Below are 13,874 nucleotides of genomic sequence, written 5' to 3' on the forward strand. Positions count from 1 at the left end.
TCTCCCGTCACGATGCAACAACGAAACATTGGTCACGCCGTTGATTTGCGTGTGATGAATAAAGAATCTCAATGATTTACAGTGTAAAAATCGTGACGGGGTATACTCTATTGTGGTTAACCACATACCCGGCTTGTTGTTGATCTAAAACAACATAATTGACAGGGATAATTGAGTGGGACGCAACGTAGTAAGATGTCTGACGGTGCTGGCGTCGCTGTGGATGCTAAGCGGCGCGGTCAGGGCGCAGACATGGAACATTGGCGTTTTGGCGATGCGCGGGGAGGTTTCTACACGTAATCACTGGCAGCCGCTGGAAACCTTGTTGAATCAGCAAATCCCCGGTGAGCAGTTTCATATTCAACCGCTGGACCTGCACCAGATGCAGGAGGCGGTGAATCGTGGAACGGTACACTTTGTGGTCACCAATCCGGCGCAGTTTGTCCAGCTTAACAGCCGCTCGGCGCTACGCTGGCTGGCGTCGTTACGCTCCACCCGTGGTGGGAAAGCCACCAGTAACGTGATTGGCAGCGCCATTCTCGTCAGGCGCGACAGTGGGTTAACCTCCGCACACGATCTGATCGGCAAAACGGTTGGCGCCATTGATGCTCAGGCGTTTGGTGGCTATTTGCTGGGATATAAAGCGCTCAGTGATGCCGGTCTGCGCCCGGAGCGCGATTTGCGTCTGACGTTTACCGGATTTCCCGCCGATGCCTTACTCTATTTATTACGTGAAAAAGCCGTGCAGGCGGTGATCGTGCCGGTGTGCCTGCTGGAAAAAATGGATGAAGAAGGCCTCATCCGTAAAACCGATTTTATGACCGTGTTGAATCATCCGACTTCAATTCCCTGTTTAACCAGTACGCCGCTCTATCCGGACTGGTCATTTGCCGCACTACCTGCAGTGAGTGACGAGTTGGCCGATCGCGTGACGCGGGTACTGTTCAATGCACCGCAAAACGCGGCGTTTCGCTGGGGCGCGCCCGCCTCGACCCGCGAAGTAGAAGCGTTGTTGCGCGACGTCCGCCAGCATCCGCAGCAGCGTCAGCTGTGGCTGGATGTCAAAAGCTGGTTTATTCAACACCGACTGGCGATGGGGGGCGTGGTCATCGTGTTGCTGTTGCTTACGCTCAATTACATCTGGGTGATGCTGTTGGTTCGCCGACGCGGCAGGCAGTTAGAGCGGAACAACGTGTTGTTGCACAAACAGGAACAGGCGCTGGAGACTGCCCGCCAAATGAGCGTGCTGGGGGAGATGACCTCCGGTTTTGCCCATGAGCTCAATCAGCCGTTGTCTGCTATCCGTCATTATGCCCAAGGCTGTCTAATTCGCCTGCGTGGTCAGGATGAGCAGCATCCGTTGCTGCCCGCGCTTGAGCACATAGACGCCCAGGCACAACGAGGAGCCGATACGCTGCGCAATCTCCGACAGTGGGTCAGCCAGGCACAGGGCAATCCGGTACTCACCGATGGCTGGCAAGCCATCAACGTTCACGATGCTATCCATCACGTCTGGCAATTACTGCGCATGCCCCAGCAATTCCCGGCGGTAACGCTGCACACGCAGGTTAGCAAGGCGTTAACGTTGATGCTGCCAAGCGTTCTTCTTGAGCAGGTGCTGGCTAATCTGGTACTCAATGCCGCCCAGGCAGGCGCTACGACAGTATGGTTTAGCGCCCTGCACAAGGATGGTGGCGTGCGTATTCAGGTGCAGGATAATGCCGGAGGCATTGACGAGGCTCAGTTGTATCAGGCGTTTCAGCCGTTTATGACCACCCGCAAAGAAGGTATGGGACTTGGACTGGCCATTTGTCAGCGACTGGTGCGCTACGCAAACGGAGATATTGAGATCAAAAATCAGCAGGCCCCGGACGGTAAAGCGGGGGCGAGAGTGACATTGTATTTTAAACCAAATCAGAAAGGAGGCCGTAGTGGCGATAATTCATCTGCTGGATGACGACATTGCTGTTACCCAGGCCTGTGCGTTTTTATTGGAAAGTCTGGGATATGAGGTGTCTTGCTGGGAGCAAGGCGAGAAATTCCTCGCCGAGGCAAATCTGCACCAGGTGGGCGTACTACTGCTGGATATGCGTATGCCGGTACTGGATGGGCACGCTGTGCATGAAATCATGCGTCAGAAAGCAAGCACGCTGGCGGTGGTCTTTCTCACCGGGCACGGCGACGTGCCGATGGCGGTTGAGCAAATGAAACGTGGCGCGGTCGATTTTTTGCAAAAACCGGTGTCAGCCGTGCCGCTTCAGGCAGCATTAGAACATGCCTTGCAGGTCTCGGCAGCGGCGTTCTCGCGACAAGAGATCATCTCATGCTACCAACAACTTACGCCAAAAGAACGGGAACTGGCGCATCTGGTAGCAAAAGGGTTAATGAATCGGGAAATTGCTGATGCCATGAATATTGCCGTGCGTACGGTTGAAGTACACCGGGCGCGGGTGATGGAAAAAATGCAGGCAGGAAGTCTTGCTGAGCTCGTTAATCGACTTCAGAGAATTCAGTAGAATGATGACATTTATTTGATTTTCATTGAATTTTGTCTAAATCGTCAGAGTGATATATGCTGTTGGTTTGAGTTAATGACGAGCGGGCAAAAATGGGAAATCAGACGAAAGACGACGAGTTGTACCGTGAAATGTGCAGAGTAGTCGGTAAAGTAGTGCTGGAAATGCGCGATCTGGGACAAGAACCTAAGCATATCGTCATTGCGGGAGTGCTGAGAACCACCCTTGCTAACCAGCGCGTGAAGCGCAGTGAGTTAGAAAAACAGGCTATTGAGACCGTAATTAAAGCATTGGCCGGTTAATTCATAAAAAGAGGACCGCAGAAATTTTTTGCCGTCCTCTTATTCTCGATACGTTAATCTATCAATCTATATAATTTATCTCCGTTAATAATTGGTTGTAGAGAACTATAAGTCGATATGTATTTATTTATATATCGTTTGCCGTGCAGTATTATATTTGGGAGAGGGTTCACAAATATTTGTAATTTAAATGGGCTGCTATTTCACTCCATTTCTTAATGATAATAAATCTCACTCCGCATTAATTATATCCCTTCCGTTTTTTAATTGATGACGATCAAGACTATGCATGCTGAATAACCACATTATTTCTGCGCCTAACCCTAAAGGATTAGATTCATTCAGTTTAACCACCGTCACTTACGCGATCAGGTTAGGGCAAAAATTTACGTGTTGTTGGCAACATTAACCGCCCGATATGGCTTGAGCTGCGCTGGTTTAAATTAGCCTGGAGGTGTTGCTACCACAGCATTTGCGAAGAGGATGCGAAATAAATGAACCAGGTTGATCGTCCATTTTTAGATTGTGGTTTAACGCGACTAGAATTCCTGCGGATATCAGGGAAAGGACTGGCGGGATTAACGATTGCCCCCGCGCTGTTATCCCTATTTGGTTGTAAGCAGGAAGATATCGATAGTGGGACCGTGGGACTTATCAATACGCCGAAAGGGGTTCTGGTGACCCAGCGAGCGCGCTGTACGGGCTGTCACCGCTGTGAAATATCCTGTACCAATTATAACGATGGTGCCGTAGGGACCTTCTTTTCCCGGATAAAAATCCATCGCAATTTCTTCTTTGGCGATGATGGCGTCGGGTCCGGTGGTGGGCTGTATGGCGATTTAAACTATACCGCTGATACCTGCCGTCAATGCAAAGATCCGCAGTGCATGAAGGTCTGCCCAATTGGTGCAATTACCTGGAAACAGGAAGACGGTTGTATTGCGGTGGACCACAAACGCTGTATTGGCTGTAGCGCGTGTACCACAGCCTGCCCGTGGATGATGGCGACCGTAAATACCGAAACGAAAAAGTCCTCAAAATGTGTGTTATGCGGGGAATGCGCCAATGCTTGTCCGACTGGAGCATTAAAAATTATCGAGTGGAAAGATATTACTGTTTGATAGATAACAGGCATACCTGATTCGCGCCATTAATTGCCAAAAATACTGCAGTTTTGGATAAAAAACTGCCTGAAGAATGGCGGGTATATCTATTAAACCTTCTTGCAAAGGAAAACATGATGGCTAATGGTTGGACAGGTAATATTTTACGGGTCAATCTCACCACGGGTAATATCACCCTTGAAGATTCCAGTAAATTTAAAAAATTTGTCGGTGGGATGGGCTTTGGTTATAAAATTATGTACGACGAAGTCCCGCCAGGCACCATGCCTTTTGATGAAGGGAATAAACTGGTTTTTGCCACCGGACCATTAACGGGGTCTGGCGCTCCCTGTAGCTCCCGCGTCAATATCACCTCCTTATCGACGTTTACCAAAGGTAACTTAGTCGTAGATGCCCATATGGGCGGTTTCTTTGCTGCACAAATGAAATTCGCCGGTTACGACGCCATTATTATTGAAGGCAAGTCAGCATCACCGGTCTGGATCAACATCAAAGACGATAAAGTCAGCATCGAAAAAGCCGATTTCTTGTGGGGCAAGGGGACTCGCGCCACAACCGAAGAGATTTGCCGGATTACCAGCCCGGAAACCTGCGTTGCCGCTATTGGGCAGGCGGGTGAGAATCTGGTGCCACTGTCCTGCATGATCAACAGCCGCAACCACAGCGGCGGTGCCGGTACGGGTGCGGTGATGGGTTCGAAAAACCTGAAGGCCATTGCGGTAGAAGGGACTAAAGGCGTCAACATTGCCGATCGTAAAGAGATGAAGCGGCTCAATGACTACATGATGACCGAGCTTATCGGCGCCAACAACAACCACGTCGTGCCAAGCACCCCGCAGGCCTGGGCAGAATACTCTTCGCCAAACTCGCGCTGGACAGCCCGTAAGGGACTTTTCTGGGGCGCGGCAGAAGGGGGGCCAATCGAAACCGGTGAAATCCCGCCGGGAAACCAAAATACGGTGGGTTTCCGTACCTATAAATCTGTGTTCGATCTGGGTCCAGCCGCAGAAAAATACACGGTCAAAATGAGCGGCTGCCATTCATGCCCTATTCGTTGTATGTCGCAGCTCAATGTCCCGCGGGTGAAGGATTTTGGCGTGCCGAGTACCGGCGGCAACACCTGCGTGGCGAACTTTGTTCACACCACCATTTTCCCCAATGGCCCGAAAGATTTTGACGATAAAGACGATGGGCGAGTCGTAGGGAACCTGATCGGACTGAACCTGTTTGACGATTACGGTATCTGGTGTAACTACGGCCAGCTGCACCGTGACTTTACCTACTGTTATTCGAAAGGAGTCTTTAAACGCGTGCTGCCAGCCGAAGAGTACGCGGAGATCCGTTGGGATCAACTGGAGGCGGGCGATCCTAACTTTATCAAAGATTTTTACTATCGACTGGCGCATCGCGTGGGGGAACTCAGTCATCTTGCGGACGGCTCGTATGCCATTGCTGAACGCTGGGATTTGGGCGAAGAGTACTGGGGTTATGCCAAAAATAAACTGTGGTCGCCGTTTGGTTTTCCGGTCCATCATGCAAACGAAGCCTCAGCGCAGGTGGGGGCGATCACCAACTGTATGTTTAACCGTGACTGTATGGCGCACACCCATATCAACTTCATCGGTTCCGGTTTGCCGCTGAAATTACAGCGCGAAGTGGCGGGCGAGTTATTTGGGTCGCAGGACGCCTACGACGAGACCAAAAACTATACCCCAATCAATGCCGCCAAGATCAAATATGCCAAGTGGACGCTGCTGAAAGTCTGCCTGCATAACGCGGTTACGCTGTGTAACTGGGTTTGGCCGATGACGGTATCACCACTCAAGAGCCGTAACTATCGCGGAGATTTGGATCTGGAAGCGAAATTCTTCCAGGCTGTCACCGGTGATGAAACCACGCAGGCGAGTCTGGACCTGGCCGCTGAACGCATCTTTACCCTGCATCGTGCCTATACGGTCAAACTGATGCAAACCAAAGATATGCGTAATGAACACGATCTCATCTGCTCCTGGGTGTTTGATAAAGACCCGAAAATTCCGGTCTTCACCGAAGGCACCGACAAGATGGACAGGGAGGATATGCGTCAGTCACTGACGATGTTCTATCAGGAAATGGGCTGGGATCCCGAGTTGGGTTGCCCAACGCGCGAAACCCTGAACCGACTCGGACTTGAAGACGTGGCAGCCGATTTGGCTGCGCAGGATCTGTTGCCAGCGTAAGGAACGCGAGATGACTAACGTGAGCAACGTTCAGGCACCCGTTGGGGCGCTTCCTGACGAGGTTGATAGCCAAAAGAGACACTGGCTACAGGCGTTTCACCCGCCGGTCGAGCAGGTGACTGCGCCGCAGGTTCAGGAAGCCGCCAGCCCGGAGTCGATTGTGGCAGATTTTATCCGCCAGCATTCGGCATCGGGGCACCTGGTAGCGCGCAGCGTGTTTCTGCAGCCACCTTATTCGGTCCTTGAAGCCGATCTCTCCGCGCTGCTGGATGTACTGTGCCAGGACGCGAATAACGCGGATATCACCCGTGTGCAGGGTGCGGAAGATGTCTATTTCTACTCAACGCAAACCATGACGGCAAACTACGCCGACATGTGCGTGCAGGTGGTGGAAAACGACATCTGTCGTGCGATTGCCGAGGCGGTACGCTTCGACTGTCGAACGTATCCTCGCCCCTATAAGGTCGCCATGTTGACGCAACCGCCGTACAGCTTTGAGTCTCAGCAGATTTCAGCGGCGCTCACGGCCATGGAAACGCATCCTGATTACGCAGATATACGTACTGTGGAATCGTCAAATGCGGAGCCTTATTTGTTCAGCGAACGTTTTATGAGTTATGGCAAAGCGTACGGCCTTTGTGAATGGCTTGAGGTTGAGCAGTATCAGAACCCCTGAAATATTCAGGTTGATGTCATGGAATGTGTGGACGACCACTGTCACAGCATTAGAGGATAACCCGATGTCCTTCACCCGACGAAAATTTGTCATTGGCATGGGGACGGTGATTTTTTTTACCGGCCCAGGTCAAAATCTGTTAGCGAGTACCAGGAGCCCTAAAGCCGTTCGTTACGTCATGATTCACGACGAATCACTGTGTAACGGATGCAATATTTGCGCTCGTGCATGCCGGAAAACCAACCATGTACCTGACCAGGGCAGCCGTTTGTCTATAGCGCATATTCCGGTAACCGATAACGACAACGAAACGCTGTATCACTACTTCCGTCAGTCCTGCCAGCATTGTGATGATGCACCTTGTATTGAGGTGTGTCCGACCGGTGCCTCCTGGCGAGATGAGAACGGTATTGTGCGAGTAGATACGTCTTGCTGTATTGGCTGCAGTTACTGTATTGGCGCGTGTCCTTATCAGGTGCGCTATCTCAACCCGCAAACCAAAGTGGCGGATAAATGCGACTTCTGCGCTGAATCTCGGCTGGCGAAAGGTTTCCCTCCGATCTGTGTTAACGCTTGCCCGGAACATGCGCTGATTTTCGGTCGTGAAGATAGCCCGGAAATTCAGACCTGGTTGCGAGAAAACAAGTATTACGAATATCAACTTGCAGGCGCCGGGAAACCCCATCTGTATCGTCGGTTCGGTCAACATTTGATTAAAAAGGAAAATGTATGAACGCGTCGCAGAATGCCGAACAGTTTCACGCCCAGCTTGCACAGTATGTTCCCCTGTTTTCACCGGACTACTGGCCTGTGTGGTTAGTCGTTGCCGGGTTAATGCTGGTGGGAATGTGGCTGGTGCTGGCGCTTCACGCCATGCTGCGCTTTCGGGCGGCGCATAAAGCGTCGGCAGGGCATGGTGAGAAGGTCTATTTATATTCGAAGGCTGTCCGCCTGTGGCACTGGTCGAATGCGCTGTTATTTCTGTTGCTTCTGGTTAGTGGCCTGGTCAATCACTTCTCTGCCGTTAGCGCACCGGTAATGAAAAGCCTGCTCACCGTTCATGAGGTTTGTGGCTTTTTGCTACTTGCCTGCTGGATTGGTTTTGTGCTGATCAACCTGATTGGCGGCAACGGACATCACTATATTATTCAACGTCAGGGCTGGATCGCTCGTGCGCAAAGACAAACTCGTTTTTACCTGTTTGGCATTATGCAGGGCGAGTCACACCCATTTCCGGCCTCACCTCGCTCTAAATTTAATCCGTTACAGCAGGCGGCCTATGTTGGCGTGATGTATGGTTTGTTGCCACTGTTACTGATCACTGGATTGTTATCGCTTTACCCGGTAGCTGTCGGCGATCTGTTCCCCGGAGTGCGTTACTGGCTGCTTCAGGCGCACTTTGCGCTGGCAATAGTCAGTCTGTTTTTCATTTTTGGGCATCTTTATCTCTGCACTACGGGGCGCACGCCGGGCGAAACCTTTAAGTGTATGGTGGATGGCTACCACCGGCATTAAGCGATGATGATTACGCGAAGTGACTTACGGGCCTGGCGCGTTGGGCCCGTCATGTATCGTTGGTTTCTACGCGCGTTTCCCGCAGGAGGAAGCTATGCCGATGTTCATCGCGCGCTCCAACGGGAAGGGTATACCGATTGGGCAAATAGCCTGGTGGAATACGGCTGGTCAAAATGGCGGGAAGAGGCGAGTTTTGCTCAGCAGGATATTGACGCGATGGGGAATATTTCCCGTGAGCAAGCCGCGGGGGAAACCAGCCGTCCGTTGGCGAGTGCGGAAGATTATGCCCGATTTAGCAGTGCGGGTGATAACGTAAAAATTGCCAGCGCCGGGTATGCTGCGCAGATCGCCTGTGCCGGTTACAGCGCACGGATTGGCAGTGTAGGCTATAACACGCATATCGGCAGTTCAGGCGATCGCGGGCGAATAGCGATTGCGGGAAATTCGGCGCGTATCAGCAGTGTGGGCGACGGAACGCGTATTGCCAGTACCGGCATGCGCGTACGTATCAGTTCGCTCGGCGACCGAAATCGGATTGCCAGTAGCGGTGATTTAACCCAACTGGCCTGTTTTGGCGCAGAGGCGAAAATCGCTAACTGCGCGGACAATATCCACATTATTGCCAGCGGAGAGAACGCCGTTGTTGCCAGTACCGGTGCTGTCGACTCGATAATTCTTGGTCCCGGCGGATGTGCGGCGCTGGCTTATCACGATGGCGAAAGAATGCGTTTTGCGCTTGCCGTTGAAGGGGAAAATAACATTCGGGCGGGCGTGAAATATCGGCTCAACGAAGACCATCAGTTCGTGGAATGTTGAGCCGAGAGGTCATTTTAGTGCGAATCGGCGCTGGGTGATTTTTTCAAGGCTAAAGCACAGCAGGTAATAAACCAGCCCGGTAAAGATAAAAATGGCTGCGGGGTAAATTTGCACCCGGCTGTTAACCTGACCGGCAACCGTCGTGAGTTCCGGCACGTTAACGATAAACGCCAGTGACGTGTCCTTCAGTAGCCCAATAAAAATCCCTGTCAGCGACGGCAGTACGTTACGCAGCACCTGCGGCAGCAAGATAAGCCACAGGGCCTGTTCCGGGCGAAAACCCTGAACGACTGCCGCTTCATATTGCCCGCCAGGCAGTGCGCTAATTCCAGCATACACCGAGTGCATCACCGAGGCGGCGGTGAACCATGCCAGCGCCAGCGTCACTGTAACGGCACCGGGCAGATCACTTCCGGTCAGCATGGGTAGCAAATACCACATCCAGAAAATTACAAAGATGAGCGGAATGCCGCGAATAAATTCCGCCCAGATAAACAACCCGTTGCGAACCGCGCCCGGAAATCGCCAGGCGCAGCAGGCAAGAACGATCCCGCCAGGCAGCGCCAGCAATGCCGCACCAATAGCCATCAGCAAAGTGAGCAGTACACCGCCGGGTTGCCCCTCAGCTACACGTCCCCACAGGAGATAGTCAAGATTGTCGGTAATGACCGAAATATTAGCGATCATGCAGTATGCTCCTGACGCTGAAGATGCGCATTCTTATCTTTGACGATTTACCCGACGCAGACTGCGGGCCAAGACGGGTAAGCAACATACCCAGAATGATGCCGGTAAACAGATAGAGCACGGTGCCAACGGCAAAGGCTTCCAGCGCGTGCGCGTTGTAGCTCTCAATTTGCCGTACCTGGTAGGTGAGCTCAGCAAATCCAATACCGCTGGCAAGCGAGGAAAGCTTCATCAGGTTGAGATATTGCCCAACAATCGGTTGCCAGGCGTTTGCCAGCCCCTGAGGCAGCAGAATGTGACGAAATATCGCCCAGGATGAAAACCCCTGCGCCACGGCAGCCTCGCGTTGTCCGGCAGAAACAGCCTGTAAACCCGAAGCGATCTCTTCAACCAAAAATGCTGAGGTAAATACCCCCAACCCCCATGCTGAACAGATAAATTCCGGCGTTAACCACCAGACATCACCCGGCAAAATTGACCATGGATGATCGGCATTGATAAAGCTAATGACGTCACGGGGTAGCCAGTTCCAGGCGGCAAAATACCAGAACATCAGTTGCACTAGTAAAGGCGTGTTGCGAAACACCGAGACCCACACCCCGACCATCGCTTTAGCGAGACGATTGCCCGTCAGGCGCAGGCCGAGCAGTGAGATGGCAATGAGCGTGGCGAGCACGATACCTGCCAGCGTCACCCAGAGCGTGGTGAGAAAACCGGAAATTATCCATTGCAGGGGTTGCCCGCTCAGCACTCCCTGCCAGTCCATTGCATGCATTATGACGATGACTCCTGGTGTAACGGGTCGAGCACTTTTTTCAGGAAACGCTGGGTTCTCGGGTGCTGTGGTCGGACGAAAAAATCCTCCGGCGCGGCCACTTCCAGAATATCGCCACCATCGATGAAAACCACCCGATCGGCAATTTCGCGGGCAAAATGCATTTCGTGGGTCACGACGATCATGGTGATACCGCTGTGGGCCAAATTTTTCATTACCTGTAATACCTCGCCGATCATTTCCGGATCCAGCGCGGAAGTGGGCTCATCAAACAGAATAATTTGTGGCGATGAAGCCAGTGCGCGGGCGATGGCCACGCGCTGCTGCTGCCCACCGGACAACTGCGCGGCATAGGCGTTGGCTTTTTCCGCCAGTCCTACCTTTTCCAGCAACTCGAGTGCCCGACGATCCGCTTCCGTCTTGTTCCAGCCGTGAACATATTCCAGCGCCAGTGCAATGTTCTGCAGCGCAGTCAGGTGCGAATAGAGATTGAATTGCTGAAATACGAAACCGATACGGCTACGTAGCTGGCGTAACGCCGCCCCGCGCAACTGGCCAATCGGTTTACCATCAATGAAGATTTCGCCACCGCTGAGCGACTCAAGCTGGTTGATAAGACGAATAAGAGTGGACTTTCCTGAGCCGGAAGGCCCCAGAATAGTCACCACTTCACCGGGTTCAACCGCCAGGCTAACGCCGTTAAGGACGATGTGAGCGTCATACTGTTTAATCACATTGCGTAGTTCGACGCTCGCCTGGCGCAAATGGGTAAAATCCGCAGCCGAAGCTGCGGATCGAGGAAAAAGGGCTGAGAGCATATTACTTGGCTTCTATTTTAAAGGCGCGGGCTTGCGGATTTTTGGTTTCAGGACCAAACCAGACATCATAAATTTTGGCTGCCTGCCCGGTAGATTCCAGCTTCAAAAGTTCATCGTTGACGGCTTTCAACAACGCTGGCTCACCTTTTTTCACCCCCACGCCGATCTCTTCTTTGCTCAGCAGGTCCGGCAGAATTTTGAAATCAGCTTTATCCGGCGCAGCGCCTAATAACCCGGCCAGAATCGTACTGTCCTGGGTAATGGCCTGAACATTGCCGTTGCGTAGCGCGGTTAACGCCAGCGGGATATCGTCGTAGGCCAACACGCGCGACTGCGGGAAGCGCTGATGCAGTGCCTGTTCACCAGTAGTGCCTTTTACCGCGCCGATGCGTGCTTTGCTGTATTCATCGAGCTTATCCGGAGATTTTGCTGGCACAAGGAACTGCTGGCCGGTAACAAAATAAGGGACGGAGAAATCTATTACCTGCGCCCGTTCAGGTGTTATCGTGATATCCGCGACGATTAAATCAGCTTTACCAGATTGTAATAACGGAATGCGGTTTGCCGGATTGGTCGCTACCAGTTCCAGTTTTACACCAAGGGATTTGGCCAGCGCTTCGGCAAAATCAACGTCGTAGCCGACAATCTTATGGGTTTTGGCATCGACGGAGCCAAACGGAGGATTCGCGTCAAATGTCGCGACTTTTACGACGCCTGCGGCTTTGATATCGGCCAGTTGGTCAGCCTGAACCTGCGAGACGGTAAGTCCTGAGGCCAGCAGCACGCCCAATGCCAGCCGTGTTTTTTTAGCGCGGTTAGTTTTCGTTGCCATCATTGTATGAAATCCCTGTAGTTTTTGGTTTGTGCTTTTTACGCTCCCATAACTTACGGTTGGGACAAAATAAGAAAAAATTCTTATCTATATACAAAATGTTATTAGTGAAGGATGTGTTAATAGCGGGTGAAAATAATGCAGGAGTGAAAGGTAAAATCGTGCATAAGCCTGGGAATAATTCGCATTTTGTTTTTGTGTGAGAGCACGTTTGAATAAGATTGAGCTGTGCTAATGTCCAGAAATGCTACTGGAATACCCTCCGGACCTGTACCATATATCACAACAGGTCTGGAGTGGGGATAAGCATGCTGCGTGATAATTTTAACGATCTCTATTATCTCATTATCGTTGCCCGCGAGCGTAGTTTTACCCGGGCAGCGGCAAAACTTGGGGTTTCGCAATCCGCGCTAAGCCATGCGATTCGTGGGCTTGAAGAGCGGCTGGATGTACGGCTTCTGACCCGCACCACGCGCAGCGTTGCGCCGACCGAAGCCGGAGAACGGCTTATCAACAGTATCAGCCCGCGTTTTGATGACATTGAAACAGAGCTGCTGGCATTAACCGATGTCCGTCAGCGCGTGGCCGGTAACATCCGCCTGACGCTGGGCGAACATGCATTGCAATCTACCGTCTGGCCCGCGCTGGAGCCGTTTTTGCAGGCTTACCCTGATGTTAATGTGGAAATGACCATCGACAATAGTCTGACGGATATTGTGACTGGCCGTTATGACGCGGGTATTCGGCTCGGTGAGCAGGTGGCAAAAGACATGGTCGCCGTCAGAATTGGCCCGGACTGGCGCATGGTAGTGGTGGGGTCACCGGCGTATTTTGCTCGTCATGGCAAACCGCAAACCCCTCACGACCTGCAAAATCACAGCTGTATTAACATGCGCATGCCGACGTTGGGCGGATTATACGCCTGGGAGTTTGCTAAAGACGGGCAAGATTTGCGCGTACGGGTGGAAGGGCAGCTTATTTTTAACAATCTACCCCCGCGAATTAGCGCAGCGATGGCGGGAATGGGGCTGGCTTTTGTGCCGGAAGACACCGTCGAACAGGCTGTTGCAGAGGGGGCATTAGAAAAAGTGTTGGAGGACTGGTGCGAACCTTTTCCTGGCTATTATTTGTACTATCCCAGCCGAAAACAACATACCGCCGCCTTTGCGCAACTGATTGAGGCCTTACGGTATACGGGCTGAAGTGGGTGGGGTTAACAGGCGATAAAAAACCGGCATTGCGCCGGTTTGGAAATCAGATTTTGCAGGCGTCGCCGCAGTCATTATCAGCAATAATTTCCTGCGCTTTCTTGTCTGCATCTTCCAGACGTTCAGCGTTACGCTCTTGCGCTTCTTCCAGTCCATCAAAGACCAGATTATCGAGATCAATTTCCATCATTCACCTGCTCAGGTTCAGCGTTTAACATCACGTTATTATATTGCAAAAATGTTGCTTAACAGCAGCGATTCTTGCTACTTAGCATCGAACGCAATCCGCTGTGCGTATTTATCCGCCAAAATAGCCTATGGTTCGCAATTGCTAAAGAATCGTTGGTTGTAAATACCGCAAAATCCTCGCTCTCTCTACCGTTTTA

Annotated in this window: 15 protein-coding genes; 10 read left to right on the forward strand and 5 right to left on the reverse strand. The window is 51.9% G+C overall.

Going from position 1 to position 13,874, the window contains the following annotated elements:
- Positions 1–223: 223 nt before the first annotated feature.
- The 9 genes from ttrS to ydhT all read left to right on the forward strand — a co-directional run bounded on the left by ttrS (position 224) and on the right by ydhT (position 9,168).
- Positions 224–1,957, forward strand: a complete 1,734-nt coding sequence (gene ttrS, locus BZK40_RS00645; RefSeq protein WP_095533100.1) for a tetrathionate respiration histidine kinase TtrS — start codon at positions 224–226, stop codon at positions 1,955–1,957.
- Positions 1,932–2,516 carry a tetrathionate respiration response regulator TtrR gene (gene ttrR / locus BZK40_RS00650; RefSeq protein WP_000974596.1) on the forward strand — a complete coding sequence of 195 codons (585 nt, stop codon included), beginning with the start codon at positions 1,932–1,934 and terminating at the stop codon, positions 2,514–2,516. Before ttrS ends, ttrR begins: the two co-directional genes overlap by 26 nt.
- A 92-nt stretch (positions 2,517–2,608) precedes the next feature.
- Positions 2,609–2,818, forward strand: coding sequence for a fumarate hydratase FumD (gene fumD / locus BZK40_RS00655; protein ID WP_003029345.1), 210 nt, complete (start codon positions 2,609–2,611; stop codon positions 2,816–2,818).
- A 494-nt stretch (positions 2,819–3,312) separates the two neighbouring features.
- On the forward strand, positions 3,313–3,939 hold the full coding sequence (locus BZK40_RS00660; RefSeq protein WP_016152920.1) for a ferredoxin-like protein: 627 nt from the start codon (positions 3,313–3,315) through the stop codon (positions 3,937–3,939).
- A gap of 119 nt (positions 3,940–4,058) precedes the next feature.
- Positions 4,059–6,161, forward strand: coding sequence for an aldehyde ferredoxin oxidoreductase (locus BZK40_RS00665; RefSeq protein ID WP_003832676.1), 2,103 nt, complete (start codon positions 4,059–4,061; stop codon positions 6,159–6,161).
- A gap of 10 nt (positions 6,162–6,171) precedes the next feature.
- Entirely contained in the window at positions 6,172–6,837 is a 666-nt protein-coding gene (locus tag BZK40_RS00670) for a YdhW family putative oxidoreductase system protein (protein ID WP_079933949.1), read from the forward strand.
- 64 nt (positions 6,838–6,901) lie between these two features.
- On the forward strand, positions 6,902–7,570 hold the full coding sequence (locus BZK40_RS00675; protein WP_020996435.1) for a 4Fe-4S dicluster domain-containing protein: 669 nt from the start codon (positions 6,902–6,904) through the stop codon (positions 7,568–7,570).
- Positions 7,567–8,352 carry a thiosulfate reductase cytochrome B subunit gene (gene phsC / locus BZK40_RS00680; RefSeq protein WP_048235471.1) on the forward strand — a complete coding sequence of 262 codons (786 nt, stop codon included), beginning with the start codon at positions 7,567–7,569 and terminating at the stop codon, positions 8,350–8,352. The genes BZK40_RS00675 and phsC overlap by 4 nt, the downstream gene beginning before the upstream one ends.
- Positions 8,353–8,403: 51 nt before the next feature.
- Positions 8,404–9,168: a protein YdhT gene (gene ydhT / locus BZK40_RS00685; protein WP_020996434.1), complete on the forward strand. Its 765-nt coding sequence runs from the start codon at positions 8,404–8,406 to the stop codon at positions 9,166–9,168.
- A gap of 9 nt (positions 9,169–9,177) precedes the next feature.
- Here ydhT and BZK40_RS00690 read toward each other — a convergent pair whose 3' ends face one another.
- Genes BZK40_RS00690 through BZK40_RS00705 form a run of 4 tightly spaced genes read right to left on the reverse strand, consistent with a single transcriptional unit; the run spans position 9,178 to position 12,283 of the window.
- Positions 9,178–9,855, reverse strand: coding sequence for an amino acid ABC transporter permease (locus BZK40_RS00690; protein WP_079933951.1), 678 nt, complete (start codon positions 9,853–9,855; stop codon positions 9,178–9,180).
- Complete coding sequence (locus BZK40_RS00695; RefSeq protein WP_008784624.1) at positions 9,845–10,630, reverse strand: amino acid ABC transporter permease; 786 nt, start codon at positions 10,628–10,630, stop codon at positions 9,845–9,847. The genes BZK40_RS00690 and BZK40_RS00695 overlap by 11 nt, the downstream gene beginning before the upstream one ends.
- The gene (locus BZK40_RS00700; RefSeq protein WP_079933952.1) at positions 10,630–11,448 is read right to left on the reverse strand and encodes an amino acid ABC transporter ATP-binding protein; all 819 of its coding nucleotides are present in this window, start codon (positions 11,446–11,448) and stop codon (positions 10,630–10,632) included. Before BZK40_RS00700 ends, BZK40_RS00695 begins: the two co-directional genes overlap by 1 nt.
- Before the next feature lies 1 nt (position 11,449).
- Positions 11,450–12,283 (reverse strand): ABC transporter substrate-binding protein, encoded by an 834-nt coding sequence (locus BZK40_RS00705; protein ID WP_079933953.1) that lies wholly within the window; start codon positions 12,281–12,283, stop codon positions 11,450–11,452.
- A gap of 305 nt (positions 12,284–12,588) precedes the next feature.
- Between BZK40_RS00705 and BZK40_RS00710 the strand changes: the two genes are divergently transcribed.
- Positions 12,589–13,482 carry a LysR family transcriptional regulator gene (locus tag BZK40_RS00710; protein ID WP_032943239.1) on the forward strand — a complete coding sequence of 298 codons (894 nt, stop codon included), beginning with the start codon at positions 12,589–12,591 and terminating at the stop codon, positions 13,480–13,482.
- Between the two features lie 52 nt (positions 13,483–13,534).
- On the opposite strand, the gene BZK40_RS24110 is transcribed toward BZK40_RS00710, so the two are convergent.
- Positions 13,535–13,675 (reverse strand): hypothetical protein, encoded by a 141-nt coding sequence (locus tag BZK40_RS24110; protein WP_003832695.1) that lies wholly within the window; start codon positions 13,673–13,675, stop codon positions 13,535–13,537.
- Positions 13,676–13,874 lie beyond the last annotated feature (199 nt).

Origin of the sequence: Citrobacter portucalensis, assembly GCF_002042885.1 — a bacterium.
In the GTDB taxonomy this organism is placed as follows: Bacteria; Pseudomonadota; Gammaproteobacteria; order Enterobacterales; family Enterobacteriaceae; genus Citrobacter; species Citrobacter portucalensis.

Bases quoted from the DNA above. Each gene is read 5' to 3' on its own strand.
- ttrS (WP_095533100.1), top strand. From the start codon at position 224: ATGCTAAGCGGCGCGGTCAGGGCGCAGACATGGAACATTGGCGTTTTG.
- fumD (WP_003029345.1), top strand. From the start codon at position 2,609: ATGGGAAATCAGACGAAAGACGACGAGTTGTACCGTGAAATGTGCAGA.
- BZK40_RS00660 (WP_016152920.1), top strand. From the start codon at position 3,313: ATGAACCAGGTTGATCGTCCATTTTTAGATTGTGGTTTAACGCGACTA.
- BZK40_RS00665 (WP_003832676.1), top strand. From the start codon at position 4,059: ATGGCTAATGGTTGGACAGGTAATATTTTACGGGTCAATCTCACCACG.
- BZK40_RS00670 (WP_079933949.1), top strand. From the start codon at position 6,172: ATGACTAACGTGAGCAACGTTCAGGCACCCGTTGGGGCGCTTCCTGAC.
- BZK40_RS00675 (WP_020996435.1), top strand. From the start codon at position 6,902: ATGTCCTTCACCCGACGAAAATTTGTCATTGGCATGGGGACGGTGATT.
- phsC (WP_048235471.1), top strand. From the start codon at position 7,567: ATGAACGCGTCGCAGAATGCCGAACAGTTTCACGCCCAGCTTGCACAG.
- ydhT (WP_020996434.1), top strand. From the start codon at position 8,404: ATGTATCGTTGGTTTCTACGCGCGTTTCCCGCAGGAGGAAGCTATGCC.
- BZK40_RS00690 (WP_079933951.1), bottom strand. From the start codon at position 9,855: ATGATCGCTAATATTTCGGTCATTACCGACAATCTTGACTATCTCCTG.
- BZK40_RS00695 (WP_008784624.1), bottom strand. From the start codon at position 10,630: ATGCATGCAATGGACTGGCAGGGAGTGCTGAGCGGGCAACCCCTGCAA.
- BZK40_RS00700 (WP_079933952.1), bottom strand. From the start codon at position 11,448: ATGCTCTCAGCCCTTTTTCCTCGATCCGCAGCTTCGGCTGCGGATTTT.
- BZK40_RS00705 (WP_079933953.1), bottom strand. From the start codon at position 12,283: ATGATGGCAACGAAAACTAACCGCGCTAAAAAAACACGGCTGGCATTG.
- BZK40_RS00710 (WP_032943239.1), top strand. From the start codon at position 12,589: ATGCTGCGTGATAATTTTAACGATCTCTATTATCTCATTATCGTTGCC.
- BZK40_RS24110 (WP_003832695.1), bottom strand. From the start codon at position 13,675: ATGGAAATTGATCTCGATAATCTGGTCTTTGATGGACTGGAAGAAGCG.